Source organism: Asticcacaulis sp., assembly GCF_051956075.1.
In the GTDB taxonomy this organism is placed as follows: domain Bacteria; phylum Pseudomonadota; class Alphaproteobacteria; order Caulobacterales; family Caulobacteraceae; genus Asticcacaulis.
The window spans coordinates 56,298-82,140 of the sequence record NZ_JBQCGA010000061.1; the positions used below are offsets into that span (position 1 = coordinate 56,298).

Sequence of the window (25,843 nt, forward strand, 5' to 3'; positions counted from 1 at the left end):
GCATGGAAACGCAACCCGCTGTCACACCCCGCGCGCGCCGTCCGCGCCCCGCCATTGTCAGCCTGACCGAGGCCGCCGCCGAGCAGGTCAAGGCGATCATGGCGCGTGCCGATAAGCCCTATGTGGGACTCCGCGTCGGCGTCAAACAGGGCGGCTGCGCCGGGCAGGAATATGTGCTGTCCTATGCCGAAGAGATTGGGCCGCTCGATGAGGTGATTACCGATAAGGAGGTCACCATACTGATCGAGCCCAAGGCGGTGCTGTATCTGGTCGGCACCGTGATCGACTATGAGACGACGAAGCTGGCCTCGAAATTCGTGTTCAATAATCCGAACGAGACGGACGCCTGCGGATGTGGGGAAAGTGTGACGATCAAGCCCGTCGCCGCAGACTAAGCCTTCACGTTATCAGCTTCATTCAACCAGTTTAGCCCTTCATCCAGCGTCATGAAGGCGCGTCTTATATCGCGCGGAAAGTGCGGCGCGACCGTATTGACGCGCGCCAGATCGAGCGGATTGTTGACGATAACGGCCACCTTGCCGAGATAATCGACGCCGTGCGTGCGCTGATCCCACCAGGCGGCGAAGCGGGCGATCTGGTCGTATTCGACGACGCCTTCAGCGCGGCGGTAATCGAACAGGCGGTTATAACGCCACGGTTCGGCGATTTCGCTGTAAACCGCAATCCACTTTTCCACCAATGCCAGGCTGTCGATCTCGCCGGTCATGCGGAAGATGATCAGGTTTTCATCATTATGGATGTGCGCGCTGACGCGGAAGCCTCGCGGCATGGGTACGCTCCTTACATAATCCATGAACGTACAGACCCGATCCTTAATAAAGGCTTGGCGTGGCTGTCACGCTTACGTCAGAACAGCGTCGGCGGGCAGGGAGGGCGTGAAAGGCTGGCCGGTGGCTTCGCTGATGAGATGCTGGCTGTGCGTTTCGATACGGTCGCGCAAGGTTTCAAGGAAGACGTCTTTGTCCATGCCCGGCATGATCGGCTCAAGGAATTCCAGCACGGCGGTTCCGGGACGTTTCTGAAATCCCTGTTCCCGCCAGAACAGGCCTAGATTGGTGGCGACGGGTATGACGGGCATATCGAAATCGCGCATCATATGCCAGACGCCTGCGCGATAACGGCGATAGGTGCCCGGCGCATTGAGATGGCCTTCAGGATAGATCAGGATCGAACGCCCGTCGCGCGCCGCGTCGGCGGCGCGGCTGGCCAGCGCCTTGCGCGCCTGATGCCCGCCGCAATTGTTGACGACGATGGCGCCCAGCTTGCGCAACAGGGTTCCCATCAGCGGGTATTTTTCCAGATGGTCGCCGGTGACGAAGGCCAGATCGTCGAATTGCGAATAAATGCAAAAGCCGTCGCCCCAGCTTTGATGTTTGCAGGCATAGATGACAGGTTGCGGAAGCAGATGTTCACGCCCGCGCACCTCTAGCCGGATGCCAGCGAAGAAGCGCATCGCCTGCACCATGCGGCGCGTGTAATGGCGGATGATCCGGCGCACCGGCGCATGACCGGGCAGCAGCGACGCCGCCAGCGCCATCAGGCTATAGGTGATGGACAGAGTCCAATAGGCGAGGGCGAAGGCGAAACTGCGCATGACATATCTCCAGACAATGAATTTGAACATTGTTCAATATCATTGTCAAGTGAGATGGATCATGCCGCGTTAGAGTTGCTTTCCAGCGCTTCGGCCAGAGTGACGCGGTTGCGTCCGGCGTTTTTGGAGTGGTAGAGCGCCTTGTCGGCGCGGTCGAGCAGGTCGAAGGAGTCTTCGCCATATTGACGTTGCGCGACGCCGACGGAAATGGTCACCGTGCCGAGATCTTCGTTGGTCGAACGGCGTTTCAACACGCGCGAAGCGATTTCCTGCCGCGCCTCGTTAAGCAGGCGCTCGACCTGGGCGCTGGTTTCACCGGGGAACAACAGGCCGAATTCTTCACCGCCGTAGCGCGCGGCCATGCGCGGCGGGCGACCGATGCGCGCCAGAACCGAGGCCACGTAACGCAGCACCTGATCACCGGTCTGATGACCCCAGGTGTCGTTAAAACGCTTGAAATGGTCGATGTCGATGACGGCCAGGCTAAGCGGCGTCGAGACGTCGTCATGTTCGCAATGGCCGTCCAGCGCTTCGTCGAAGGATTTGCGGTTGGCCAGATTGGTCAGGGCGTCGGTCATCGCCTCCATGCGCACCTGATCGAGATGCTTGCGCAGACGATTGACCTCGCGCGAGGAGTCCGACAGGCGGTTCTCAAGCGAGGCGTGATGATCGAGTACGGTGGTCGTGGCCTCGCTCAGGCTGTCAACCAGCTTTTGCAGCGCCGAAATATCGACGCCAGCCATCGAGTCGCGCGCGCTTTGCAGGGTTTCGGAATAGCTGCGCTGCGTTTTCTGAGCGTCGCTGATCACCTCGGTGATCGACGCCAGTTCGCGCGTCAGCTTCAGCCCTGCATCGCGCACTTCGTCATTCAGCTTCATACGCGCGATGAATTTGGTGGCCAGGCTTTCCGAAACGTCTTCGGTAATGGTTTCGCCGGCGGCGATCAGGCGGTGAATTTCCTGCGCCAGCGCGCATTCGGGCTCACCGACGACATACAGCCAAAGCTCGTAGTTGAGCGGGGTGGGCCAGACGCCATGTTCCTGCATCAGCCGCAGCGCCTCGCCCGCAAGGGCGTAAGCGTTCGGGCTTCGGATGCTGATCTCTATATCGTTATTCATTGTGAGCGGAGGTTCCCCTGGGTCGTCCGGCATTAGCGATTCTTCGCCTCTGCGCCACTCTAACCCAACTTCTCTGATAGGCGGTTAACGCCGTTCGTTTTTTCGATAAGGGGAGATTCCGCTCAGGTCTTCACCGGCGCGCCGCGCAACATAAAGGCAGGAGTGTGATCACCAAAGGCGTTGTCGCTTTGCGGCTTATTCTCTGTTTTTTCAGATTTTTTCCTGCGTGACGCGGCAGGCTTGGCTGCCTCTTTCACCGCTTTTTCCTGTGGCGCCGACGGTTCTGAGGCTGTCCCGATTTTTTCGGGCGCTGCTTTTTCGGGCGATACTTTTTCGGGCGATACTTTTTCAGGCGATACTTTTTCTGGCGCTGCGGGCGAGGCGGCGCGTTCACGGCTTTTGGGCGCGTGATCACGCTTGCGCCCGCCGCGTCCCTTATCCGAATCACGGCGCGGGCTGCGCGGAGTCTCGTCCAGGTCGCTGTAATCGACGTCGAGCGAGAGAGGCTCCGGCTCCTTCTTGATCAGCTTGATCACCTTGTCGAAATTCTTTTCATCGGCAGGCGATAAAAGCAGATAGGCTTCGCCCGTGCGTCCGGCGCGACCGGTGCGGCCGATGCGATGCACATAGTCGTCGGCATGGTGCGGCACGTCGAAATTGAACACATGGCCGACATCGGGAATGTCGAGGCCGCGCGCGGCGACGTCCGAGGCGACCAGCAAGGTCAGATCGCCTTTGCGGAAGGCGTCGAGCGTCTTCATGCGCAGCGCCTGATCGAGGTCGCCGTGGATCGGCGCGGCGTTGAAGCCGTATTTGCTCAGCGACTTGGCGACAATATCGACATCGGTTTTGCGGTTGCAGAAGACGATGCCGTTTTTGATCTCCAACGTACTTAGCAGGGCGCGCAGAGCGATGCGCTTGGCGCGCACGTCGCGGTGCGGCACACGCAGCAGATATTGAGTGATATTTTCATTGGTCGAGGCCGGACGCGACACTTCGATGCGCATCGGATTCTTCAGGAACTGTTCGGTCAGGCGCGTGATTTCCGGCGGCATGGTCGCCGAGAAGAACAGGGTCTGCCGCGTCGGCGGCGTCAGCTTGAAGATGCGCTCAATGTCAGGGATGAAGCCCATATCCAGCATGCGGTCGGCCTCATCGACCACCATGATCTGCACGCCGTTCAGCATCACCTTGGAGCGGTCGAACAAGTCGAGCAGGCGGCCCGGCGTGCAGATCAGCACATCGACGCCCTTATCCAGCTTGGCGACCTGATCGGCCATCGACACGCCGCCGATTAGCAGCGCCCAGTTCAGCTTGTGAAACTTCGCGTATTTTTCAAAGGCTTCGGCGACCTGATCGGCCAGTTCGCGCGTCGGCGCCAGTACGATGGCGCGCGGCATGCGGGCGCGTGAACGTCCGGCGGCCAGACGCTCGATCATCGGCAGGGTGAAGGCGGCGGTCTTGCCGGTGCCGGTCTGGGCGATGCCCAGCACATCCAATCCGGTCAGCGCGACCGGTATGGCCTGCTCCTGAATGGCGGTTGGCGTGTCGTAGCCTGTCTCAGCCACGGCCTTGAGCACTTCAGCGCCCAGACCCAGATCGGTAAATTTCGTCATGATACCTGCAATTGTGAATGCGCTCACATAGCAGAAATCGCCGGAATTAACAGGTTTTTCTACCTAAAACCCACCTAAACGTCCAGATCGGCGGCGGCGAATTCGGCATGGTCCTGAATATAGCGGAAACGCAGTTCCGGTTTGCGACCCATAAGGGTCTCGACCAGATCCTCGATATCTTCCTCGTCATGCGGCAGGGTGACGCGCGCCAGGGTGCGCGTCTTCGGGTCCATGGTCGTTTCCTTGAGCTGGTTCGGCATCATTTCGCCGAGGCCCTTGAAGCGACCGATCTCCGGGCGTTTGCCTTTGAATTCCTTGGCGATCAACTCGTCGCGGTGGGCGTCGTCGCGCGCATACATGGTTTTGCCGCCAAGGCTGAGGCGATAGAGAGGGGGCATGGCCAGGTACAGGTTGCCGTTGCGGATCATGGACGGCATGGTGCGGTAGAAATAGGTGATCAGCAGGCTGGCGATGTGGGCGCCGTCGACATCGGCGTCGGTCATGATGATGATGCGCTCATAGCGCAGATCTTCTTCGCGAAACTTGGCGCCGGGCTGCACGCCCAGAGCCAGGCCGAGATCTGACAATTCCTGGTTGGCGCGCGCCTTGTCGCCGGTCGCCGAAGCGACATTGAGAATCTTGCCGCGCAGGGGCAGGATGGCCTGGATGTTACGGTTGCGGCCCTGTTTGGCCGAGCCGCCCGCCGAATCGCCTTCCACGATGAACAGTTCGGTGCCGTTGGCGTCCTGACGGGCGCAGTCGGCCAGCTTGCCGGGCAGACGCAGCTTGCGCGTGGCCGAGGCGCGCTGGATTTCCTTGTCCTTGCGCTTCTTGAGCCGCTCCTCCGCCTTTTCGACGATGAATTGCAACAGCTTGTCGGCCTGTTTCGGCGACGAGGTCAGCCAGTGGTCGAAGGGATCGGCCAGAGCGCGTTCGACAAGGCGTTGCGCATCGGGCGAGGACAGCCGGTCCTTGGTCTGGCCCTGGAATTCGGGGTTGCGGATGAAAACGGAGATAACGATACCCGCGCTGGCCGCAACGTCTTCGGCGGTGATCAGGCCGCCGCGCTTGTCACCGGTCATTTCGGCGTAGGATTTCAGCGAGCGGGTGAGGGCGGCGCGCAGGCCCGCCTCGTGCGTACCGCCATCAGGCGTCGGAATGGTGTTGCAGTAGGACTGCACGAAGCCGTCATGTTCGCCGAAACCGGCGGCGGACCAGACCACGGCCCATTCGACCGCGCCCGCATCGTCAGCGCGCTCAACGCGGCCTGAAAAGATGTCCGAAACCGTCTCCGTGTCCTTGACGCGCTCAGCCAGATAGTCGGCCAGACCATTGGGAAAGTAGAACTTGTCTTCCGCCGGCGTCTGATCGTGGATCACGTCCGGCGCGCATTTCCAGAAGATCTGCACCCCACGGAACAGATAGGCCTTGGCCTTGGTCATGCGGTAGAGGCGCGCCGGTTTGAAATGGTGCGAGCCGAAGATTTCCGCGTCGGGCGCGAACCGCAGTTTCGTGCCGCGCTTCTTTGACGGCTGGACCTGCGCGATGGGCGCCAGCGCATGGCCGCGCGAGAAATCCTGTCGCCATTCGTGACCGTCGCGCCAGACGGTGACTTCGAGACGCTCAGACAGGGCGTTGACCACCGAGGCGCCGACGCCGTGCAGACCGCCGGATGTCGCATAGGCCTTGCCGGAAAACTTACCGCCCGAATGCAGCACGGTCATGATGACTTCAAGCGCCGACTTGCCCGGATATTTCGGGTGCGGATCGACAGGCATGCCGCGTCCGTCGTCGCGCACGCTGACATAGCCGTCAGAATCCAGCTCGACCCAGATCGCCTTGGCGTGGTTGGCGACGGCTTCGTCCATCGCATTGTCGAGCACTTCGGCGAACAGGTGGTGCAGCGCTTTTTCGTCGGTGCCGCCGATATACATGCCCGGACGCTTGCGCACCGGCTCCAGCCCTTCCAGCACTTCGATGCTGGACGCGTTATAACCGGCGTCCGGCGTGGCCTGCGGCTTGACAGGCGCCGGAATAACCTCCGCCGGTTTGCGCGGTTCGGCCTTCGCCGCAGGTTTCGGCGCTTCGGGTTCGCCGCCGTCGAACAGGTTGGGGATCGGAGTGCTCGTCATGTCCTCAGCATCTTATGATTCGGCCCATATTCGTAAAGCGGACGGCGCAGCGCAACAGAAAAAGGCCGCAGGCTCGTTGAGAACCTGCGGCCTTTTGTGGAAGGCTTTATGCCCGATGGCTTAGAAGGTCGCCTTCAGGGTCGCCGCGAAGGTCGAGGGCAGACGCGAAGCGCTGGTCCAGCGCAGGTCCAGACCCAGAGCGTCGGTCAGGGAATAGGTCACGCCGATATTTTCGGTGGTGTAGCCCATGGCGGAGATCGTGGCGCCAGCGCCGTCGGTATAGCTGTAGGCGCCGCTTTCGTAGTTGCCAATGGCGCCCGACAGGCTCAGCTTGTCGGTCAGCGGATACGAAGCATTGATTTCATAGTAAGGATTTTCCAGCGACTCGGTCGGCAGATACATGGCGGCGCCAATCGTGCCCTTGCCCATCGGGTGGTTGACGGCGGCCTTCAGTTCGCCGATCGAACCGGCGTCAGCCTTGTCGTGGCCGGGATAGGTGTAGTAGATCACGCCGAAATCGAAACCGTAATCGCCGACCTTGGGGGTGACGCCCATATAGAAGTCGGCTTCGGTCGAGGTCGAGGTGCCCCAATCGACGTTCGACAGCCAGGTGCCGGCGTAGAAGATGCCCTTGGAGTAGTCCGCGCCGCCTTGCAGAGCCGCGCCGTTATTGGTTTGCGTGACGCCGCGCCACACATAGTTGCTGGTGGCGGCGATGTTGAAGCTCAGCGAGCCCGCGTCATCCTGCGCCATGGCGGCGCTGCCCGCGAAGAGGGCGCTGAAGGCCACGGCGGCGACAAGAAGCGTCTTTTTCATAGTCATTTTCCCAGTTCAATGTTTTCGCCGGTCAGAACGGGCCGCCAGCAATGAGGAACTTATCGTTGGTCCAGAAACCTGTCGTAATGTATCTTTTTTTTGGGCGGCGCAAAGTCCCCTGCGTCGCTTTGCAACGGTTTGATGTATATTTATCACGTTTTTTTAACAAGATGTGAATTCTTAGAAAGCCTGTAACCCTATATCAATAAAGAGAAAATTAAATGCGGGCCTAACTGGATCTACGCCTGATACGTGAAATGCGGTTTTTGTTGCGGTGCAATAAAATTTATGTCCCCGCCGTTGTCGACCTTATGCGGCGGACGACTTCCGCCGCATAAGGCCGGGTGCGTTAAAACGCGGCTTTAAGCGTGACGGCGAGTTGCGGCTTGTAAGGCCTGTTGTAAGGCGCATACATGCTGGATTCTGGTACGTTGGTGTCAGAAGCGCGAACGTCAAGCGACACGATCGGTGAGAAGGCATAGGTCAGGCCAAGATTCTCAGTCGTGTATTTGGAGCCCAGAAGCGCCGATTCGCCGACGGCGCCCGAAATGCTCAACTTGCTGGTCAGAGGGTAGGAGGCGTTGACTTCATAATAGCCCGACTCGCGCCAGGTGATATTGTCGTAGAAGGCGGCGCCAATCGTGCCCTTATAGAACGGGTGGCTCACTGCGGCCTTGATTTCCGAGAAGTCCAGTTCTTTCGTGCCATAGTTATAAGTCACCAGGCCGAAATCGAAGCTGAAATCCTTATAGGTCGGACGAACGCCGCCATAGACGTCCACTTCAAGATTTTTGGTGCCTTTGGAATAGTCCCAGTCGACATTCGACGCCCAGGCGCCGGCGTAGAAAAGACCCTTGGTGTAGTCGAGACCGCCCTGTATGGCGGGCATGCTGGATTTTGTGGAGGTCTGCGCGTCGCCGCGGAAGACATAGTCGCTGGTGACGCCGATATTGTAGCTCAGCGTGCCGCCGGCGAGATCGGTGGCGGAGGCCGAACCGGCGGCAGCCAGAGCGGCGAGGGCGGCGGCGGCTAAAAGCGCTTTTTTCATTTAATTATCCTCAGATCGAGTTATGTGCCAACCCGGTCCAAGACGTTTCCCGCGTCGATATAGCTGTTATGGATGACGCAGCGGAAGAATTGCAGATTTATGACAGAACTCAAAGGGGTGTTGCTAAATATACCCTAAGGTGTGTCAAAATTGCACATAATGCGGCACGAACATGGCGGTATAACGCCACTATTGCCTTATATATTAACAAAAACAGGACGTCCGGTGAACGGACGCCCTGCTTCTTTTGTGCAACAGTTGATGGGTAGTTTTAGTGATCCATGACTTCGTCGTGCAGCGACGAGTCGAGACCGGCTTCTTCTTCTTCAGCCGTCACGCGCAGGCCCGTTGTGAACTTGCAGATGATCAGGATGATCAGGGTGCCGATGGCGGACCAGGCGATGGTGATGCCGAGGCCGATCAGTTGCTTGACCACGCTGTGGCCTTCGCCCAGCGGGTTCACTGTCGGGTCAGCGAGCCAGCCCGTCAGAACCGCGCCGAGGAAGCCGCCCGCGCCGTGGATGCCGAAGGCGTCCAGCGAGTCGTCATAGCCCAGCAGCTTCTTCACCCAGACAGCCGAAGTGTAGCACACCGGACCAGCCAGCAGACCGCAGATCATCGCGCCGGTCGGGTTGACGAAACCGCAAGCCGGGGTGATGACGACGAGGCCTGCGACCATGCCCGACAGGATGCCGATCAGGGACGGCTTGCCGCGGAAGATCCATTCGACGACCTTCCAGGACACGCCGGCCATGCAGGTGGCGAGGATGGTGTTGAGCAGAGCCGCTGAAGCGACCGTGTCGCCCGCCCATTCCGAACCAGCGTTGAAGCCGATCCAGCCGACGAACAGCAGCGAAGCGCCGACCATGATGAAGATCGGGTTGTTGGCGGGCATCGAGTCGGTGCCATAGCCCTTGCGGCGACCGAGGAAGATGGCCGAGACCAGGCCCGCGACGCCGGAATTGCAGTGAACAACCGCGCCGCCCGCGAAGTCGAGGACGCCGATTTGCGACATGATGCCGCCGCCCCAGGCCATGTGGCAGATCGGCGCATAGACGAAGATCGACCACAGGATCATGAACAGCAGCAGACCGGAGAACTTGACGCGTTCAGCGAAGGCGCCGGTGATCAGGGCGGGCGTGATGATCGCGAAGGTCATCTGGTAGGAGATCCAGGTATATTCCGGAACGCCAGCCGTCGCACCGTATGCGGTGTTCGGAGTCACGGCTTTCAGCATGAAGTTGTCGAAGCCGCCGAAGAATTTGTTCAGCGTATCCGCCGGTATGCCGAACATCGGCGTCGCCGCCGTGCCGAAGGCCATCGAGTAGGAAACGACCCACCAGACGATCGCGACCACGCAGGTCACGGCGACCGATTGGGTCACGGTGGCGATGATGTTTTTCTTACGCACCATGCCGCCGTAGAACAGCGCCAGACCCGGCAGGGTCATCATCAGCACCATGGCGGTGCAGAAGATCAGGTAGGTGGTGTCGGCTTTGTCGAGAGCAAGTGGCTTTTGTGAAGCCAGCAGGACCGGCGCAGCCGAAGATGAAGCTTCGGCCGAAGCGCTGGCCGTAGCCGACGCGTCGTCCGCCGACATCGCCATGTCGGAAACGCTGGCTTCAGCCGACGCCGCGGGGGCGGCGTCCTGAGCCAGAGCCAGGCTGGCGGCAGGCGCCGACAGCATCAGAGTCGCCGCCGCAGCAAGCACTCTGGAGAGTTTGATCCACGTTTTCAAAGTATCCCCCTTTGGGTAGCGGATATTGCACCTGCTCACAGTGGCGTGAGTTCGGGGCATCGCAAAGGGGTTTGTTTGGCGGGAGGCTTCCGTGTGGGAAGCGGGGCGCTGTTTGCGTCATTTATGTGTCAATATGGGCGCAAACCTATGGTTTATAAGGGTTCCAAAACAGGTATCATTAGAAACCATAAAGGTTTCAAATGAAATAAGTCACATCGGAAATTTTGTGAAAATTCAAGGGCTATGCTGCGCTGCGGAAAAGCAATTGGCCCGTCTTCGCGAGGAAGACGGGCCAGATAGCAGTCGTTGACGCCAAATGCAATGCGTCAGACGGACGCAGGCGCGATTAGCACTTGTAGTACATCTCGAACTCGACCGGGTGCGGACGCAGTTGCAGGTTCATGACCTCTTCCATCTTCAGCTCGATGTAAGCGTCGATGAAATCGTCGTCCATCACGCCGCCCTTCTTGAGGAAGGCGCGGTCGGCGTCGAGGCTTTCCAGAGCTTCACGGAGCGAACCGCAGACTTCCGGGATGTTCTTCTGCTCCTGCGGCGGCAGGTCGTAGAGGTTCTTGTCGGCGGCCGCGCCCGGATCGATGCGGTTTTCGATGCCGTCAAGACCGGCCATCAGCAGCGCCGTGAAGGTCAGGTACGGGTTGCCCATCGGATCGGGGAAGCGGGCTTCGATGCGCTTGGCCTTGGGCGAGGACACCCACGGAATACGGATCGAGGCCGAACGGTTACGCGACGAATAGGCCAGCTTGACCGGCGCTTCGTAACCCGGAACCAGACGCTTGTAGGAGTTGGTCGTCGAGTTCGAGAAGGCGTTGATCGCCTTGGCGTGCTTGATGATGCCGCCAATGTACCACAGGCACATATCGGACAGGCCCGCATACTTGTCGCCCGCAAACATCGGCTTGCCGTCTTTCCAGATCGACTGGTGGACGTGCATGCCCGAACCGTTGTCGCCGTACATCGGCTTGGCCATGAAGGTGGCCGTCTTGCCGTAGGCGTGGGCGACGTTGTGGATCACGTACTTGTAGAGTTGCAGGCGGTCGGCCATGGTCAGCATGTCCGAGAATTTCAGGCCCAGCTCGTGCTGCGCGGGCGCCACTTCGTGGTGGTGCTTTTCCGGCTCCATGCCCAGCTCGCCCATGATGGCCAGCATTTCGCCGCGCAGATCCTGCGCCGAATCGACCGGATTGACGGGGAAGTAGCCGCCCTTGGGGCCCGGACGGTGACCCATATTGCCTTCAGGATATTCCTTGGAGGAGTTCTGCGGCAGTTCGGTCGAGTCGTAGGCGTAGCCGGTGTTGTTCGACGCGATCGACCAGCGCACGTCGTCGAAGATGAAGAATTCGGCTTCCGGGCCGAAATAGACGGTGTCGCCGACGCCCGAAGAGGCGACGTAGGACAGCGCCTTCTTGGCGATGGAGCGCGGATCGCGGTTGTACGGCTCGTTGGTGTCGGGGTTCACGACGTCGCAGAACAGGAACAGGGTCGTGTGCTGGTAGAAGGGGTCGATATAGGCCGACTTCAGGTCGGGACGCAGCTTCATGTCGGACTCGTTGATCGCCTTCCAGCCGGCGATCGACGAGCCGTCGAACATGGTGCCGTCGTTCAGGAATTCTTCGTCGACCAGGTCGATGTCGAAGGTAACGTGTTGCATTTTGCCGCGCATGTCGGAGAAACGCACGTCAACATATTTGACGTCCTTTTCCTTGATGAGCTTGAGAATGTCTGCTGCAGTCATATGTGACGCCCCATTAAGCCGTAGAGTTCAGGTTCTGGAGTGAGCCGGGACGGTTAAACCGCCTGAGGCCCGGATTCTCCGGTTCGGATGCGAACGACATCAAGGACGTCGCTCACGAAAATCTTGCCGTCGCCGATCTTGCCGGTGCGCGCCGCCGTCTGGATGGCTTCCAGCGCCGCGGTGGCCAGGTCGTCGGAAACGACGAGTTCGATCTTGATCTTCGGAAGAAAATCAACAACATATTCGGCCCCACGGTAAAGCTCCGAGTGGCCCTTCTGGCGGCCATAGCCCTTGGCCTCCAGCACGGTCATGCCTTGTACGCCGATTTCCTGAAGGGCTTCCTTCACTTCGTCGAGCTTAAAGGGTTTGATGACGGCTTCTATCTTTTTCATGAGCAATCCATAAACGAGACCGTTCAACGCCGTACCTTGTTTGCATTGCGCAAGAATGCAAGCCGTTTTGCAAGCCGAAGGCTCACATGGCTGTAAAAAACAATTACGCAGCGTGAACGCAATGGCCCTGCGTTTAGACGCAAGGCGGACGGAATTCAAAGAGAAAATAGGTTTTAGCCGGATTTGGCGGCTTATAAAATGAATTTTCTGCGCCAGGTTTCGCGAACCGCGAGAAAACATGTCTCATCTGCAATGAGTTTGCCGCGCTTCGCCCTGTGAGGCAAGCGAAATATAGCGCTGTTTTGCAATTGCGAGATCAACGAAGCTTGACGTGAGGAGGCGATGGCGCCAGACAGACGGCCCCGCAGGCGCGTCCTTTGGTCCAGCGGGTAAGACGCCCTGAGATTGCGGATGTGGCGGAACTGGTAGACGCACTGGGTTTAGGTTCCAGCGCCGAGAGGCGTGGAGGTTCGAGTCCTCTCATCCGCACCATGGTTTTTATGGGGGGAATAAGATTTAAATCGATCCCCGCATAAAATGGCGCTTCTGGGCCGAAAAGACCCCGAAAAAGCGTGGGCGTATCGTGATTTTTGGCTTTGTTTGCCGGAAAAAGCCTCAAATAGCCTGAAATTCGCGCCCATGCGCCCACCCACCCACCCAGAGCGCCCCGGATGCGGCGGCGAGGGGCTGGCGGCGTCTTTTCCGGGTGGACTTCATCGACGGCTCCGTTAGTGTCAGTTGCGACGACAACCGATCGGGGCGATTTATGAAAAAGGGCAATCTGGCGCTGTACGTGCTGCTGGCCATGATTTTGGGCGTGGCGTCCGGCTGGGCCAGCCATCAGTTTCTGAGCGCGGACCAGCTCAAGACGGCGGTGATGCTGTACGGCCTGCTGACCAAGATCTTCATCACCCTGATCAAGATGATCATCGCGCCTCTGGTGCTGTTCACCCTGATCGCCGGCATCGGCCATATGGAGGATGCGGCGACGGTCGGTCGCGTCGGCGTCAAGGCGTTGGGCTGGTTCCTTTTGATGTCGATCGTGTCGCTGCTGATCGGGGTCTTTATGGTCGAGTGGCTGCGGCCCGGCGTCGGCATGAATCTGAATGTCGGCGAAGCCGTCACCGTGCCTTCGACAGCCGGATTTACGCTGGAGGCCTTTATCGAGCATCTGATCCCGTCGTCGATCATCAAGGCGATGGCGGATAATGAGATTTTGCAGATCGTCGTCTTCGCCGTCTTTGTCGGCACGGCGATTTCGATGCTGGAGAAAAAGTCGCCGCGCGTGATGGAGCTGGCCGAGGAGGCGTCCAGCATCATGCTGAAAGTGACCGAGATCGTGATGAAGTTTGCGCCCTTCGCCATTTTCGGCGCTCTGGCGCGCACCGTGGCCGAGCAGGGGCTGCCGATCCTGATCACCTACGCCAAGTTCATGGGCGAGTTTTATGCGGCCATGGGCATTTTGTGGGCTATTTTGATCGCGGTTGGATTCCTGTTTGTCGGCGGGCGGATGCTGAAATTGCTCGGCGTGATCCGCGATCCGGCCCTGCTGGCCTTTTCGACCGCCAGTTCCGAGGCCGCCTATCCGAAGCTGCTGGCGGGCCTGCCCACGGTCGGGATACCGCGCAAGATCGTCTCCTTCGTGCTGCCGCTTGGCTATTCGTTCAATCTCGACGGCTCGATGATCTACTGCACCTTTGCGACCCTGTTCATCGCTCAGGCCTATGGCGTGCATTTCACCACGGCGCAGATCGTGATGATGCTGTTCCTGCTGGTCATCACCTCGAAAGGCATTGCCGGGGTGCCGCGCGCCTCGCTGGTGGTGATCATGGCGACCCTGACCTATTTCGGCCTGCCCGCCGAATGGATCGCCCTGGTCATCGGCGTCGATCACCTGCTGGATATGGGCCGGTCAGCGACCAATGTGCTAGGCAACAGCGTGGCCTCGGCGGTGATCGCGCGCTGGGAAGGCAAGCTGGAGGACGAGGCGGCCTGAGTTATGGGCTTGGCGGGCGCTTTAAAGGGTTGATCCACAGATAAGCCAGATAAGCACAGATGGTCTGAGTTGGTGGCTGGCGGTATGGCTTAATGAGATAGCGAGCGCCATAGGCGCTCAAAGAGGAATGAGGGCGCTGGCTGCGCGCTCGAACCATCTGTGCTTATCTGGCTTATCTGTGGATAACTTCCTTCTCTCTTAAAACCCGCTCGTTCCGTAATTTCCGGCGGAAAAGCTGAATTTACGAAACCTAGGCGTTGACCTGTCAGCCAATCATGCCATAAGGGCACATCTTTTTAGCGCATCCGCCAACACGGGTGCGCTTGTCGCTATTTTAACCGCCTCAATGGCTCTGCTCTGAGAGTGGATGTCCGAAGGGCAAAAGGTAAGTTGACCGATGCAAGTCGTTGAAAAACTGAATGAAGGCCTGAGCCGCGTTCTGGAAGTCACCATCCCGAAGGACGAGTTGACCTCCAAGCTGAACGCCAAGGTGGCCGAAATCGCCCCCAAGATGAACATCAAGGGCTTCCGTCCGGGCAAGGTGCCTGCGGCGCACGTGCGCAAGGTGTACGGCAAGGAGCTGATGGGCGAGATCATTCAGGAAACCCTGAACGAAACGACCCAGAAGGCGATGGACGACGCCAAGATCCGTCCGGCCAGCCAGCCGGAGCTGAAGCCGATCGGCGACATCGAAGGCGTGATCGCCGGTAATGCCGATCTGGCCTATGAGCTCGCCGTCGAAATGATGCCGATCTTCACGCCGGTCGAGCCGAACACGGTCGAGCTGAACCGCCCGGTCTATGAAGCTTCGGACGCCGATATCGACGAAGCGCTGAAGTCGGTCGTGTCCGGCAACAAGCAGTACGAAGAGAAGAAGGGCAAGGGCAAAGCCGCGGCGAAGGCCGAGGACGGCGACAAGCTGATCATCGACTTCGTCGGCAAGATCGGCGACGAAGCCTTTGAAGGCGGCTCGGCGGAAGGCGCGGAGCTGGTCATCGGTTCGGGCATGTTCATTCCGGGCTTCGAGGAGCAACTGATCGGCGCCAAGAAGGGCGAAGTGAAGACGCTCAACGTCACCTTCCCGGAAGATTACGGCGCGAAGAACCTGGCCGGCAAGGCCGCGACCTTCGAGACCACCGTGCAGGACATTCTGGCCCCCAAGGACGGCGAGGCCGATGACGAGCTGGCCAAGAGCCTGGGTCTTGAAAGCCTGCAGGCGCTGAAGGACATCCTGAAGACCCAGCTTGAGCAGCAGTACAAGGCCGCGTCGCGCTTCAAGATGAAGCGGCAACTGCTCGATGTGCTGGACGAAAAGCACGATTTCGATCTGCCCAAGCGCATGCTGGACGCCGAGTTCCAGGGCATCTGGGCGCAGGTCGAGCAGGACAAGGCCAATGGCCAGCTTGCCGAGGAAGACGCGAACAAGTCCGAAGCCGAACTGCGCGACGAATATATGAAGATCGCCGAGCGCCGCGTGCGTCTGGGTCTGGTGCTGGCCGAAATCGGCACGCGCCAGAACGTGCAGGTCACGGATCAGGAAGTCTCGCAGGCCATCATGCAGGAAGCCCGCAACTATCCGGGTCAGGAAAAGCAGGTGTTCGACTTCTACCGTCAGAACCCCGCCGCCGCCGCGCAGATCCGCGCGCCGATCTATGAAGAAAAGGTCTGCGACTTCATCTTCACCCAGGCCAAGGTCACCGACACGCCGGTGTCGAAGGAAGAGCTGCTGAAGGAAGACGAGGCGTAAGCCTTTCTGTCTTTGACGATTAGAGGCCCTTCGGTTCCGCCGGAGGGCCTTTTTTGTTTATCCACAGATGACGCAGATTACGCAGATTTTCCGGGTGGATGGCGCGCTAACGCTATCGGAGGTGGAAGCATAGATGCGCTTCGCGCCGATCCTTTCGATGGCCGAAGGCCTGTGCCGGATCAGATTCACTAGCGATAGCGGTAGCGTGCAATCAAGCCGGAACATCTGTGTAATCTGTGGATAAACCCTTCCTGCCTTCGCCGCCGCAACCCGCCGCCTTGGGCAGGCTTTTGTATTTGTTAACGCGAATCGGGGCCAGACAGGGCGGTTGGACAGGGGATGTGGTCATGGACGCCGGGGATCGGGCGCTGGCCTTTAAAATCGGAGAGAGCGGGCTGGGGCTTGCGGGCGTTGCGGGCATGGTCTGGCTGGTGTTCGACCGCGTGGCGCATCCGCATGGCAGTCATGTCGGCAATATCGTGCTGGCCGCGATGGCGGCGGGGGCGCTGGTGATGCTGGCGGCGGGGCGCTGGCACGGGGCCTATGCCGAGCATCGCGCGGCGCAGGCGGGCAGGCTGACCGGGTTCGAGGCGGCGGCGCTGATCGTGATCGTGCAGGGCTGGATCGCTCTGGGCGTGATCCTGCCGTTTATCAGTGAGGCGGGGTTGCGGCAGGTTCTGGCCAGCGGTTTCGCAGCGGTCGCCGCCTTCGGCGTGCTGTTCCGCGCCGCCATGTCGGCCATTCGGGTCGGCCTGCTGTAGGGCCGGATGTTTAGCTCTTGAATTTGCCGGGGCGAATTGCCAAGTTGCCTTATGCGGGCGGCGCAAGACGGGGTTAAGATTTGACCCTTACAAACGCCGTCAGACTTTGATTCTTTATCCCTTTAAGGATGCCCGATGCGCGATCCCGTTGACAATCTGACCATGAACCTGGTGCCTATGGTGGTGGAGCAATCCAGCCGCGGCGAGCGCGCCTATGACATCTTTTCGCGCATGCTCAAGGAGCGGATCATCTTCCTGACCGGGCCGTTCGAGGACGGCATGGCGTCGCTGATCTGCGCACAATTGCTGTTTCTGGAATCGGAAAACCCGAAGAAGGAAATCGCCATGTATATCAACAGCCCCGGCGGTCAGGTGACCTCGGCCCTGGCGATCTACGACACCATGCAATACATCAAGTCGCCGGTTTCCACCGTGTGCATGGGCATGGCGGCCTCGGCGGGGTCGCTGATCCTGCAGGCTGGTGAGGCGGGTCAGCGCATCTCGCTGCCCAACGCCAAGATCATGGTGCACCAACCTTCGGGCGGGGCGCGCGGCATGGCCTCGGATATCGAGATTCAGGCCGAGGATATCCGCAAGACCAAGAAGCTGCTCAACGAAATCTACGTCAAGCACACCGGCCAGACCTATGAGACGATCGAAAAGACGCTCGACCGCGACCGCTATATGACGGCGGACGAGGCCAAGGCGTTCGGCCTGATCGACCACGTCTATGAAAAGCGCGCCGACGCGGGCGAGTGATCGCTGGCGCAAGGCAAGGGAACGCGGCTCCGGTTTCCGGGGCCGCGTTTTTGTTTGTCCCGTAACAAAGACTGGCGATTAAGGCGTTTTCGGCTATAAGGCGCACATGCCTTTGAAAATCGCCATTGTCGGTCGACCCAATGTCGGCAAATCGACCCTGTTCAACCGCCTCGCGGGCAAGAAGCTGGCCATCGTTGATGACCAGCCCGGCGTCACGCGCGACCGCCGCTACGCCACCGGACGGCTGGGCGATATCGACCTGGAGCTGATCGACACGGCGGGGTTCGAAGACCTGAGCGATCAGTCGCTGGAGGCGCGCATGCGCCAACAGACCGAGCGCGGCATTGACGAATGCGACGTCGCCTTCTTCATCATCGACGCGCGCGAGGGCGTGACGCCGCTGGACCGCATCTTCGCCGACATATTGCGCAAGCGCGACAAGCCGGTCGTGATGATCGCCAACAAGGCCGAAGGCCATCAGGCCGCCGCCACCGCTGAAGAAGCGCGTGTATTGGGCTTTGGCGAGCCGATCCATTTGAGCGCCGAGCATGGCGAGGGCATGTCCGAGCTGTTCGAGGCGACGGAAAAATACCGGCAACTGGTCGAGGGCGACTTCATCGAGGATGAGGACGAGGGCGAGGAGGACGACGAGACCAAGCCGATCCGCATCGCCATTGTCGGGCGCCCCAATGCGGGTAAATCGACCCTGATCAATAAGCTGCTCGGTGAAGACCGGCTGCTGACCGGGCCGGAAGCCGGGATCACGCGCGATTCGATCAGCGTCGAGTGGCAGTATGAGGGCCGCACCATCCGTCTTGTCGATACGGCGGGGCTGCGCAAAAAGGCGCGCGTGCAGGACCGGCTGGAGAAGATGTCCACCGCCGACACCATCCGCGCCATCACCTTCGCCGAGGTGGTGGTGCTGGTCATGGACGAGGCCAACGCCTTTGAGGTGCAGGATTTGCAGATCGCAGACCTGGTCGAGCGCGAGGGGCGCGGCCTGATCTATGCGGTGTCGAAATGGGATCAGGTCGAGGAGCCGCAGGCGCGCCTTGCCGAAATTCTGGAAACGTCCGAGCGCATGCTGCCGCAATTACGCGGCACGCCTTTGGTGACCCTGTCCGGGGCGACCGGGCGCGGGGTCGAGCGGCTGATGCCCGCCATCCTCAAGACCTATCGCAACTGGTCGGCCAAGGTGAAGACGCGCGATCTCAATGACTGGCTGGCTTTGGCCATTCAGCGTCACCCGCCCCCCGCCGTCGATGGCAAGCGCATCAAGCCGAAATATATGGCCCAGACCAAGGGGCGTCCGCCGACATTCGTGCTGTTCGCGTCGCGCGCCTATGCGATGCCGGACCATTACCGCCGTTATCTGATCAACAGTTTGCGCGAGTCCTTCGATATGCCGGGCGTGCCGATCCGCCTGCTGGTCAAGGCCAATACGACGAACAATCCGTTCGATGAGGGCGCGGCGCGACCGTCCTCCAGCGCGCCCAAGGCGAGAAAACCGGGCGCCAAGCCCGCGCACCCGAACCGCGTGCGGCAAAAGCCCAAGGCCGAGGGCGGCGCGAAGGCGGCTCCGAAAGTCGCTGCGAAAGCTGCGCCAAAAGTCGTGGTCAAGGACCGCACCGATGCGGCGCGCGCCAAGGCCTTCCGCAAGGGCGGCCCCAGCACCAAGCCGGGCGCGGCGGGACCGGGCGGGCGTTCCGGCAAGCGGTGATGTGGGTCGATCTGAAGGCGTGCGCCGATCTGATCCCGGCGGCCTCAGCGCTCAATAACCGGTTCGCGCAGGAGACATCGTATCTGACCGACGCGGCCTTTGTTGCTCTGGTCGAGGGTGCGACTCTGGCGCTGGCGGCGCCGGGCGGTGAGGCGTTCCTGATCGCCTTCGATCAGGACGGCGATTATGACAGCCCGAACTTTCTGTGGTTTCGCGAACGCTTTGCGCGCTTCCTCTATATCGACCGCGTTGTCGTCGCTGCGGCGGCGCAAGGTCAGGGCTGGGGGCGCAGGCTCTATGCAGAGCTGATCGAGACGGCCAAAGCTCTGGGGCATGATCGCATTGTCGCTGAGATCAATATCCAACCACCCAATCCAGGATCGCTTGCGTTTCACGAGCGATTGGGGTTTGCGGCGGTTGGCGAGCGCGCGCTGAGTCTGGACAAGGTTGTTCGCTATGTCGCGCTGGAGGTTTAGGCGACCGCCTGCACGTCCTGACGCAAGGCGGCAAGCGCGCGGTCGAGGCGGGTGAACAGGTCGTCGATATCGGCCTTTGTGACGTCGAGCGGCGGGCGGAAGCGGATGCTGTCCGTGCCGGCGCCAAGCAGCAGCAGGTTTTCCTGTTCCAGCGCCAGGTCGATCAGACGGCCCTTGTGGCCTGCGCCGAAGACGGTGAAGCCCTGATAGAGGCCAAGGCCGCGCGGATTGCCGATCAGGTCGGCGTGCTTTTTGATCAGCCCGTTCAGGCCATCGAGCAGATGCACGGACTTGGGCGCGACCTGATCCAGGAGGCCCTCGTCCTCGACAATGCGCCATTCCTGCACGAAGCGCACCATGTCGGCCAGGGTTCCGCCCCAGGTGGAGTCGAGCACGCCGACATCGTCCATCGGGTTGAGCATATAGACCGCGCCATTGCCGAATTTCTTGGCGGTGGCGACGGCCTGCGGCGGGTGAGGCACGTCGAACAGGTCGATGGAGAAGACCGCGCCGCATTGGCCGCCGGAGGTCTGCACCTCGTCGAGGCCCCAGCCGACGCCATAGCGATGGCAGAGGTCTGACAGGCCGCGATAGAAGCTGTACGGCGCCAGACGATGGCCGCCCGCGCCTTGCAGCGGCTCCAGGATGACGCCCGCAATCTCGTCGGCCTGTTCGCGGAACAGGGATTCGAGCTGCGCCAGCACAGCGTTGGCCGTGGCTTCATTGTCGGCGTCGCTGCGGCGCGCGTCGTATTCGGGAAACGGAATGCGGATATTGCCCTGAATAATGCCGCGATAATCGCGCGTCGCGACCGGATCGTGGCTCAGTTCGGTTATGTTGAGCGCATAGACGGTGCGGCCGTGGAAAGCCTGATCGAAATAGACGAAGCGGTGGCTTAGGATGTCGCTACCCTTGGCCTGCTGCTTGTGGTGGTGCAGATTGATGAGATATTTCATCATGTTCTCGACCGCTTCGGCGCCGGAATTGACGGCATAGACCTCGACACGGCCATGATCGGCCATGCATTTGGGCGCCAGTTTGTGCAGCAGGCGGTAATAGTCGAGGCATTGCGGCGTCAGGAAGTCGGGATTGGCCATCTTGGTGTTGGCCGCGATCACCAGCTCGCGCGCATAGTCGGGCTCGAACAGACGCGGATGGTTGTAGCCGAGCAGTTTCGAGCCATAGAGGCCGGTCCAGTCGCTGATCGTCTGGCCATCGACGGTGACGAGGTTCAGACCGCGCGAACGCGACAGATCGACCGCGAACGGATACGGCTCGGCGATGACATAGTTGGCGAGTTCGGCCAGCATGGCCGCGCTTTTCGGTCCGGGATAATGCGTCATGGTGACAGTTTGACGCTGGAATTTGCAAAATGAAAGCTTAAAATTACAAAGTGAGTAATTTTATCATCAAAATGATTTTCGTATTGAAGGGTGGGTAAAGAGACATCCACAGATTACGCAGATTTCACAGATTTTGGGCGGAGGCCCGGGACTGAAAGGCAAGACGTGGAATGGCGCTTTGCGCCGTTATGACGCGTACGGCAATCTGCGAAAATCTGCGTAATCTGTGGTTAACCTTCTCTCGACATGCAGCGACGAGTCCTTGCGTGTCTTGTTAGGACGCGCGCGTAGAGAAAGCAGGGAAGGTAGGGGAACCGCAGATTACGCAGATTTACGCAGATTTTTTGCAGTGCGCGATGGGCGGCGTCGTGACGAGAAGGGATGCGGATTGGCGCTTCGCGCCGTTAAGACGCACAATTCTTCATGAACGGAAGGCCCGCAGGGCCATCTGTGTCATCTGCGTGATCTGCGGATAAACCTGCTTTACGTTGCGGCGGCGAGGGTTTGGGTGCGCCAGGCGGTGAAGCTGACCGTGTCGAGCGGCGGGATGCGGGCGGGGTCGCACAGTTCCAGCAGCAGCGGCGCGATCTCGTCCGGGTGCGGCAAGGTCATCGGGTCTTCGCCCGGATAAGCGGCGGCGCGCATTTTCGTGCGCATGGCGCCCGGCGAGAGCAGGGCGGCGCGGATCGGGGTGATCTCGACCTCATCGGCCCAGGCGCGCACCAGAGTCTCCATCGCAGCCTTGGTGGCGCCATACGGACCCCAGAAGGCGCGGCCTTTCGTGACGCTGTCGCCCGTGGTGAAAAAGACGACGCGACCGGCGGCGGACTGACGCAGCAGCACTTCGCAGGCGCGCAGCATCCGCCACGAGGCGGTCAGGTTCATGGTGACGATCTTGTCGAAATCCTTGGGCTCCTGATGCGTGACCGGCATCAGGGTTCCCGAAATCGCCGCCGCGTGGACCAGCGTATCAATACGACCGAAGCGCTCGAACAGGACGCCGCTCAGGCGGTCGAGCGCGTCAAAATCGGTCAGGTCGAACGGCACCAGAGTCGCGTGCTGGCCGGTGGCGGCGAAAATCTCGTCGTCCAGCTCCTCAAGCGACGCCTTGGAGCGGGCGCAGGCGATGACCTGCGCGCCCGCCTTGGCCAGGGCCAGAGCGCAGGCGCGACCGATGCCGCGCGAAGCGCCGGTGACGAGGGCGATGCGGCCCTGTTGCGTCATGGACATAAGGCCCTCTTTAGTGCGCGTTGACCAGCAGGGACAGTTGCGCCGATTCCTCGGCGTTCTGCGACTGACCTTCGCGGTCGGTCAGACGGGTCGGGTATTCGCCGGTGAAATAGTGGTCGGTGAACTGTGGGCTGTCGGGATTGCGGCCATTATGCCCCATCGCCTTATAGAGGCCATCGACCGACAGGAAGCCGAGCGAGTCGCATTCGAGCTTTTCGCGCATTTCGGCAAGCGTATGATTGGCGGCCAGCAGCTTTTCGCGGTCGGGCATGTCGATGCCGTAGAAGTCCGGCCACATGATCGGCGGCGAAGCCGAGCGCAGGTGGACTTCTTTCGCGCCCGCCGCGCGCACCATGCGCACGATCTTGACCGAGGTGGTGCCGCGCACGATGGAATCGTCGATCAGGATGACGCGCTTGCCTTCCAGAACGATGCGGTTCGGGGCGTGCTTCTTGCGCACGCCGAGGTCGCGGATGCCTTGCGTCGGCTGGATGAAGGTGCGCCCAACATAGTGGTTGCGGATAATGCCGAGATCAAACGGCAGGCCGGATTGTTCGGCGAAGCCCAGCGCAGCCGGGACGCCGGAATCGGGCACCGGCACGACGATGTCGGCGTCGGCGGGGTGTTCGATGGCCAGTTGCCGCCCCATCGCCTTGCGCACCGCATAGATCGACTTGCCGTTCACAACCGAGTCCGGGCGGGCGAAATAGATATATTCAAACAGGCACGGACGGGCGGATTTCTGGTCGAGCGGCTTATAGGATTTCAGACCGTCGGCGTCGATCTGCACCACTTCGCCGTGTTCGACGTCGCGCACGAAATGGGCGCCGATCATGTCGAGCGCGCAGGTTTCCGAGGCCAGCACGTAGGAGTCGCCCAGTTTGCCGATCACCAGCGGGCGGATGCCCAGAGGGTCGCGGGCGCCGATCAGCATGTCCTTGGTCAGGGCGACGATGGCGAAACCGCCTTCGATGTGGCGCAGGGCGTCCATGAAGCGGTCGATCACCTTGATCTGACGCGAACGGGCGATCAGATGCAAAATGACCTCCGAATCGGAGGTCGATTGGAAGATGGAGCCTTCGGACACCAGCTTGGTGCGCAGGAACATGAAATTGGTCAGATTGCCGTTATGGGCGATGGCGATGCCGCCGTCGTCGAGATCGGCGAACATCGGCTGCACATTGCGGATAAAGGCGCCGCCCGCCGTCGAATAGCGGGTGTGGCCGATGGCGGAGCGGCCTTTCAGCTTGGCGACCAGTTCGGGCTGGGTGAAGACGTCGCCGACCAGGCCGTGTTCGCGCTCGGTGTAGAAGCGGCGCCCGTCGCAGGAGGCGATGCCGCAGGCCTCTTCGCCGCGATGTTGCAGGGCGTGCATGCCCAGAACCGTGATCGCGCTGGCGTCGTCTATGCCGTGGACGCCGAACACGCCGCATTCGAGGCGGGGACGGTCATCGTCAGCTTCGCGCAAAGCGGCATCCGGATCGGTGAGGGCCGACAGGTCGATCTGGGACGACAGCATGGTATCTCTTTTCCAAACGCTGGACCGCCCGTACACAGGACCGGAGCGGTCGGTTACTCGTTATCGGCCACCTTGTTGGCCATGCCTGCGCCCGCGGGGACGAACGCCTGGATGATCTTGGCGCACTTCACGCTGAGCGGATAGACCTTGGCGGCCCGGAACCAGTGGGGTTGCCGCTCAATAGGCGTGACCGCCGAAAAAATCAAATGGAATACGCCCAGCACCACCAGTGTACGGACGATTCCGACGCCGAAGCCCAGGACGCGGTCGAAGACGCTGAGCGCCTTTTGCGTATGCACCTTGTCGGACAGGGCGTGGCCGACATAGCGGATGGCGAAATAGATGGCCAGAAACAGGATGAAGGCGGCGACATAGCCGGTGATGGTGTCGAGGTGGAACACCTTGACGATGAAGGCCTTGCCCACGATCGAGAAGAACAGGGCCAGGAAGAAGGCGATCAGATTGACCAGTTCCTTCAGCCCGCCGCGCACCACGCCCGCGAAGCACGACAGCGCCAGCAGCGCCAGAAAGACCAGATCGTAAAGCTGCATCCATGCCCCCGGATATAGTGTGCGCCGTCGCATTCGCCAGTGCGGCGCTTACTGTCCGGTTCATGGCATACCATCAGATCGCCGTTTTAACAATCTTCGTTAACCCTGATCGCCAGGGAACAGGCGGATCAGGGCGTCGTTGAGCGAGCGGAAGCCCAGGACCTGCAAGGGGGCGTTCTCAGCGGCGGAGGCGGCGGCGAGGGCGCAGGAAAAGCCGAGTTTCAGGGCCTCCTTCAGGCGGGCCTCGCTGCGGGAGACGCCGCGCACGTCGCCGGACAGGCTGATTTCACCGAAAATGACGCCGTCGCGCGGCAGGGGCGTGTCGGTCAGGGCCGAAACGAGCGCCAGCGCTGCGCACAGGTCGGCGGCGGGTTCGGAGATGCGCAAGCCGCCTGCGACATTGAGATAGACGTCTTTTTGCGCGAACGAGACGCCGCAGCGCGATTCCAGCACGGCCAGAATCATGGCCAGCCGTCCCGAATCCCAGCCGACGACGGCGCGGCGCGGGGTGCCATAGGCGGACGGGGCGACGAGGGCCTGCATTTCGACCAATACGGGGCGGGAGCCTTCGATGCCGGCGAAGACGGCGGAGCCGGCGGCGCGTTCGTGGCCGTCGCCAAGGAACAGGGCGGACGGGTTGGGCACTTCGCGCAGGCCGGAATCGCCCATTTCGAACACGCCGATCTCATCGGTGGCGCCGAAGCGGTTCTTGGCGCCGCGCAGGATACGGAACGGATAGCCGCGCTCGCCTTCGAACGACAGGACGACATCGACCATGTGTTCAACGACGCGCGGTCCGGCGATCTGGCCTTCCTTGGTGACGTGGCCGACCATGATGACGCTGGTTCCGTGTTTTTTGGCGAGGCGCACCAGTTCGCTGGCGCAGGCGCGCACCTGCGACACCGAGCCCTGCGCCGCCTCGACCGCGTCGGACCACAGGGTCTGGATCGAGTCGATGACCACGAGGTCGAATTTTTCGCGTTTGAGCGCATCGAGAATGGCGCGCAGGCCGGTTTCGGCGGCAAGATCGACGGGCGCCTTCGACAGGCCCATGCGGGCGGCGCGGCCTCTGATCTGTTCAACCGCTTCTTCGCCGGAAATATAGCCGATTTTCAGCCCGGTCTGGGCGGCCTGGGCGGCGACCTGCAGCAGCAGGGTCGATTTGCCGACGCCGGGATCGCCCGCGATCAGGATGGCGGAACCCGGCACCACGCCGCCGCCGCACACGCGGTCGAATTCGCCGACGCCGGTGATCATGCGCGCGGGGGCTTCGTCTTCGCTGTCGAGGGTTTCAAACTGCAAGCGATCAAGGCGCGACGCCTTGCCCGCGGGTTCCGGCTTCAGGCCGCCGGGCGGGGCGCTGAACGTCTCCTGCACCAGGGTGTTCCACAGGCCGCAGCCGGAGCATTGCCCGGCCCATTTCGACGCGACCGAGCCGCAGGACTGGCAGACATATTGGATGGAATCGCGCGCCATATCGCCCTCACAGAAGAATGTTCTTCATATGTTCTGA

General features: G+C 60.9%; 22 protein-coding genes and 1 tRNA gene. 8 read left to right on the plus strand and 15 right to left on the minus strand.

Annotated elements, in window-relative coordinates; genetic code table 11:
* Positions 1–2 precede the first annotated feature (2 nt).
* Positions 3–395 (plus strand): HesB/IscA family protein, encoded by a 393-nt coding sequence (locus ACTHLA_RS16865; RefSeq protein WP_440192167.1) that lies wholly within the window; start codon positions 3–5, stop codon positions 393–395.
* Here ACTHLA_RS16865 and ACTHLA_RS16870 read toward each other — a convergent pair.
* From ACTHLA_RS16870 to ACTHLA_RS16915, 10 genes are all read right to left on the minus strand, one after another.
* A complete protein-coding gene (locus ACTHLA_RS16870) occupies positions 392–790 on the minus strand; it encodes a hypothetical protein (protein ID WP_440192170.1) in 399 nt (132 codons plus the stop codon). The two genes, ACTHLA_RS16865 and ACTHLA_RS16870, sit on opposite strands and share 4 nt — an antisense overlap.
* Positions 791–862: 72 nt before the next feature.
* Entirely contained in the window at positions 863–1,615 is a 753-nt protein-coding gene (locus ACTHLA_RS16875; RefSeq protein WP_440192173.1) for a lysophospholipid acyltransferase family protein, read from the minus strand.
* Positions 1,616–1,674: 59 nt separating this feature from the next.
* On the minus strand, positions 1,675–2,733 hold the full coding sequence (locus ACTHLA_RS16880; RefSeq protein ID WP_440192176.1) for a GGDEF domain-containing protein: 1,059 nt from the start codon (positions 2,731–2,733) through the stop codon (positions 1,675–1,677).
* Positions 2,734–2,855: 122 nt separating this feature from the next.
* Positions 2,856–4,349 carry a DEAD/DEAH box helicase gene (locus tag ACTHLA_RS16885; RefSeq protein WP_440192179.1) on the minus strand — a complete coding sequence of 498 codons (1,494 nt, stop codon included), beginning with the start codon at positions 4,347–4,349 and terminating at the stop codon, positions 2,856–2,858.
* A gap of 74 nt (positions 4,350–4,423) precedes the next feature.
* The gene (gene parE, locus ACTHLA_RS16890; RefSeq protein ID WP_440192182.1) at positions 4,424–6,481 is read right to left on the minus strand and encodes a DNA topoisomerase IV subunit B; all 2,058 of its coding nucleotides are present in this window, start codon (positions 6,479–6,481) and stop codon (positions 4,424–4,426) included.
* Between the two features lie 120 nt (positions 6,482–6,601).
* The gene (locus tag ACTHLA_RS16895) at positions 6,602–7,297 is read right to left on the minus strand and encodes a TorF family putative porin (RefSeq protein WP_440192185.1); all 696 of its coding nucleotides are present in this window, start codon (positions 7,295–7,297) and stop codon (positions 6,602–6,604) included.
* A 349-nt stretch (positions 7,298–7,646) separates the two neighbouring features.
* The gene (locus ACTHLA_RS16900; RefSeq protein ID WP_440192188.1) at positions 7,647–8,345 is read right to left on the minus strand and encodes a TorF family putative porin; all 699 of its coding nucleotides are present in this window, start codon (positions 8,343–8,345) and stop codon (positions 7,647–7,649) included.
* A gap of 271 nt (positions 8,346–8,616) precedes the next feature.
* The gene (locus ACTHLA_RS16905) at positions 8,617–10,032 is read right to left on the minus strand and encodes an ammonium transporter (protein ID WP_440192386.1); all 1,416 of its coding nucleotides are present in this window, start codon (positions 10,030–10,032) and stop codon (positions 8,617–8,619) included.
* A gap of 397 nt (positions 10,033–10,429) precedes the next feature.
* Positions 10,430–11,836, minus strand: a complete 1,407-nt coding sequence (gene glnA / locus ACTHLA_RS16910) for a type I glutamate--ammonia ligase (RefSeq protein WP_440192191.1) — start codon at positions 11,834–11,836, stop codon at positions 10,430–10,432.
* A gap of 53 nt (positions 11,837–11,889) precedes the next feature.
* A complete protein-coding gene (locus tag ACTHLA_RS16915; RefSeq protein WP_440192389.1) occupies positions 11,890–12,228 on the minus strand; it encodes a P-II family nitrogen regulator in 339 nt (112 codons plus the stop codon).
* Positions 12,229–12,635: 407 nt separating this feature from the next.
* Between ACTHLA_RS16915 and ACTHLA_RS16920 the strand changes: the two genes are divergently transcribed.
* From ACTHLA_RS16920 to ACTHLA_RS16950, 7 genes are all read left to right on the plus strand, one after another.
* A tRNA-Leu gene (locus ACTHLA_RS16920) sits at positions 12,636–12,720 on the plus strand.
* Between the two features lie 274 nt (positions 12,721–12,994).
* Positions 12,995–14,224: a dicarboxylate/amino acid:cation symporter gene (locus tag ACTHLA_RS16925; protein WP_440192194.1), complete on the plus strand. Its 1,230-nt coding sequence runs from the start codon at positions 12,995–12,997 to the stop codon at positions 14,222–14,224.
* Positions 14,225–14,621: 397 nt separating this feature from the next.
* The gene (gene tig / locus ACTHLA_RS16930; RefSeq protein ID WP_440192197.1) at positions 14,622–15,971 is read left to right on the plus strand and encodes a trigger factor; all 1,350 of its coding nucleotides are present in this window, start codon (positions 14,622–14,624) and stop codon (positions 15,969–15,971) included.
* Positions 15,972–16,318: 347 nt separating this feature from the next.
* A complete protein-coding gene (locus ACTHLA_RS16935; RefSeq protein ID WP_440192200.1) occupies positions 16,319–16,732 on the plus strand; it encodes a hypothetical protein in 414 nt (137 codons plus the stop codon).
* 135 nt (positions 16,733–16,867) lie between these two features.
* Positions 16,868–17,491 carry an ATP-dependent Clp protease proteolytic subunit gene (locus ACTHLA_RS16940; protein ID WP_440192203.1) on the plus strand — a complete coding sequence of 208 codons (624 nt, stop codon included), beginning with the start codon at positions 16,868–16,870 and terminating at the stop codon, positions 17,489–17,491.
* A gap of 106 nt (positions 17,492–17,597) precedes the next feature.
* Entirely contained in the window at positions 17,598–19,211 is a 1,614-nt protein-coding gene (der, locus tag ACTHLA_RS16945; protein ID WP_440192206.1) for a ribosome biogenesis GTPase Der, read from the plus strand.
* Positions 19,211–19,687 (plus strand): GNAT family N-acetyltransferase, encoded by a 477-nt coding sequence (locus ACTHLA_RS16950; RefSeq protein WP_440192209.1) that lies wholly within the window; start codon positions 19,211–19,213, stop codon positions 19,685–19,687. The genes der and ACTHLA_RS16950 overlap by 1 nt, the downstream gene beginning before the upstream one ends.
* On the opposite strand, the gene ACTHLA_RS16955 is transcribed toward ACTHLA_RS16950, so the two are convergent.
* The 5 genes from ACTHLA_RS16955 to radA form a co-directional block, all read right to left on the minus strand.
* Entirely contained in the window at positions 19,684–21,030 is a 1,347-nt protein-coding gene (locus tag ACTHLA_RS16955) for an aminotransferase class III-fold pyridoxal phosphate-dependent enzyme (protein ID WP_440192212.1), read from the minus strand. The two genes, ACTHLA_RS16950 and ACTHLA_RS16955, sit on opposite strands and share 4 nt — an antisense overlap.
* A gap of 483 nt (positions 21,031–21,513) precedes the next feature.
* On the minus strand, positions 21,514–22,260 hold the full coding sequence (locus ACTHLA_RS16960; protein WP_440192215.1) for an SDR family NAD(P)-dependent oxidoreductase: 747 nt from the start codon (positions 22,258–22,260) through the stop codon (positions 21,514–21,516).
* Between the two features lie 10 nt (positions 22,261–22,270).
* On the minus strand, positions 22,271–23,779 hold the full coding sequence (gene purF / locus ACTHLA_RS16965) for an amidophosphoribosyltransferase (RefSeq protein WP_440192218.1): 1,509 nt from the start codon (positions 23,777–23,779) through the stop codon (positions 22,271–22,273).
* A 53-nt stretch (positions 23,780–23,832) separates the two neighbouring features.
* Complete coding sequence (locus tag ACTHLA_RS16970; protein WP_440192221.1) at positions 23,833–24,330, minus strand: CvpA family protein; 498 nt, start codon at positions 24,328–24,330, stop codon at positions 23,833–23,835.
* Positions 24,331–24,429: 99 nt separating this feature from the next.
* On the minus strand, positions 24,430–25,806 hold the full coding sequence (gene radA, locus ACTHLA_RS16975) for a DNA repair protein RadA (protein ID WP_440192224.1): 1,377 nt from the start codon (positions 25,804–25,806) through the stop codon (positions 24,430–24,432).
* Positions 25,807–25,843 lie beyond the last annotated feature (37 nt).

Excerpts from the sequence above, each read along its gene's own strand:
- ACTHLA_RS16950 (WP_440192209.1), top strand. The coding sequence starts at position 19,211 with ATGTGGGTCGATCTGAAGGCGTGCGCCGATCTGATCCCGGCGGCCTCA.
- ACTHLA_RS16865 (WP_440192167.1), top strand. The coding sequence starts at position 3 with ATGGAAACGCAACCCGCTGTCACACCCCGCGCGCGCCGTCCGCGCCCC.
- purF (WP_440192218.1), bottom strand. The coding sequence starts at position 23,779 with ATGCTGTCGTCCCAGATCGACCTGTCGGCCCTCACCGATCCGGATGCC.
- glnA (WP_440192191.1), bottom strand. The coding sequence starts at position 11,836 with ATGACTGCAGCAGACATTCTCAAGCTCATCAAGGAAAAGGACGTCAAA.
- ACTHLA_RS16905 (WP_440192386.1), bottom strand. The coding sequence starts at position 10,032 with ATGCTGTCGGCGCCTGCCGCCAGCCTGGCTCTGGCTCAGGACGCCGCC.
- ACTHLA_RS16885 (WP_440192179.1), bottom strand. The coding sequence starts at position 4,349 with ATGACGAAATTTACCGATCTGGGTCTGGGCGCTGAAGTGCTCAAGGCC.
- der (WP_440192206.1), top strand. The coding sequence starts at position 17,598 with ATGCCTTTGAAAATCGCCATTGTCGGTCGACCCAATGTCGGCAAATCG.
- ACTHLA_RS16895 (WP_440192185.1), bottom strand. The coding sequence starts at position 7,297 with ATGAAAAAGACGCTTCTTGTCGCCGCCGTGGCCTTCAGCGCCCTCTTC.
- ACTHLA_RS16870 (WP_440192170.1), bottom strand. The coding sequence starts at position 790 with ATGCCGCGAGGCTTCCGCGTCAGCGCGCACATCCATAATGATGAAAAC.
- ACTHLA_RS16970 (WP_440192221.1), bottom strand. The coding sequence starts at position 24,330 with ATGCAGCTTTACGATCTGGTCTTTCTGGCGCTGCTGGCGCTGTCGTGC.
- ACTHLA_RS16915 (WP_440192389.1), bottom strand. The coding sequence starts at position 12,228 with ATGAAAAAGATAGAAGCCGTCATCAAACCCTTTAAGCTCGACGAAGTG.
- ACTHLA_RS16940 (WP_440192203.1), top strand. The coding sequence starts at position 16,868 with ATGCGCGATCCCGTTGACAATCTGACCATGAACCTGGTGCCTATGGTG.
- ACTHLA_RS16900 (WP_440192188.1), bottom strand. The coding sequence starts at position 8,345 with ATGAAAAAAGCGCTTTTAGCCGCCGCCGCCCTCGCCGCTCTGGCTGCC.
- ACTHLA_RS16955 (WP_440192212.1), bottom strand. The coding sequence starts at position 21,030 with ATGACGCATTATCCCGGACCGAAAAGCGCGGCCATGCTGGCCGAACTC.
- ACTHLA_RS16935 (WP_440192200.1), top strand. The coding sequence starts at position 16,319 with ATGGACGCCGGGGATCGGGCGCTGGCCTTTAAAATCGGAGAGAGCGGG.
- ACTHLA_RS16925 (WP_440192194.1), top strand. The coding sequence starts at position 12,995 with ATGAAAAAGGGCAATCTGGCGCTGTACGTGCTGCTGGCCATGATTTTG.
- ACTHLA_RS16875 (WP_440192173.1), bottom strand. The coding sequence starts at position 1,615 with ATGCGCAGTTTCGCCTTCGCCCTCGCCTATTGGACTCTGTCCATCACC.
- tig (WP_440192197.1), top strand. The coding sequence starts at position 14,622 with ATGCAAGTCGTTGAAAAACTGAATGAAGGCCTGAGCCGCGTTCTGGAA.
- parE (WP_440192182.1), bottom strand. The coding sequence starts at position 6,481 with ATGACGAGCACTCCGATCCCCAACCTGTTCGACGGCGGCGAACCCGAA.
- radA (WP_440192224.1), bottom strand. The coding sequence starts at position 25,806 with ATGGCGCGCGATTCCATCCAATATGTCTGCCAGTCCTGCGGCTCGGTC.
- ACTHLA_RS16960 (WP_440192215.1), bottom strand. The coding sequence starts at position 22,260 with ATGTCCATGACGCAACAGGGCCGCATCGCCCTCGTCACCGGCGCTTCG.
- ACTHLA_RS16880 (WP_440192176.1), bottom strand. The coding sequence starts at position 2,733 with ATGAATAACGATATAGAGATCAGCATCCGAAGCCCGAACGCTTACGCC.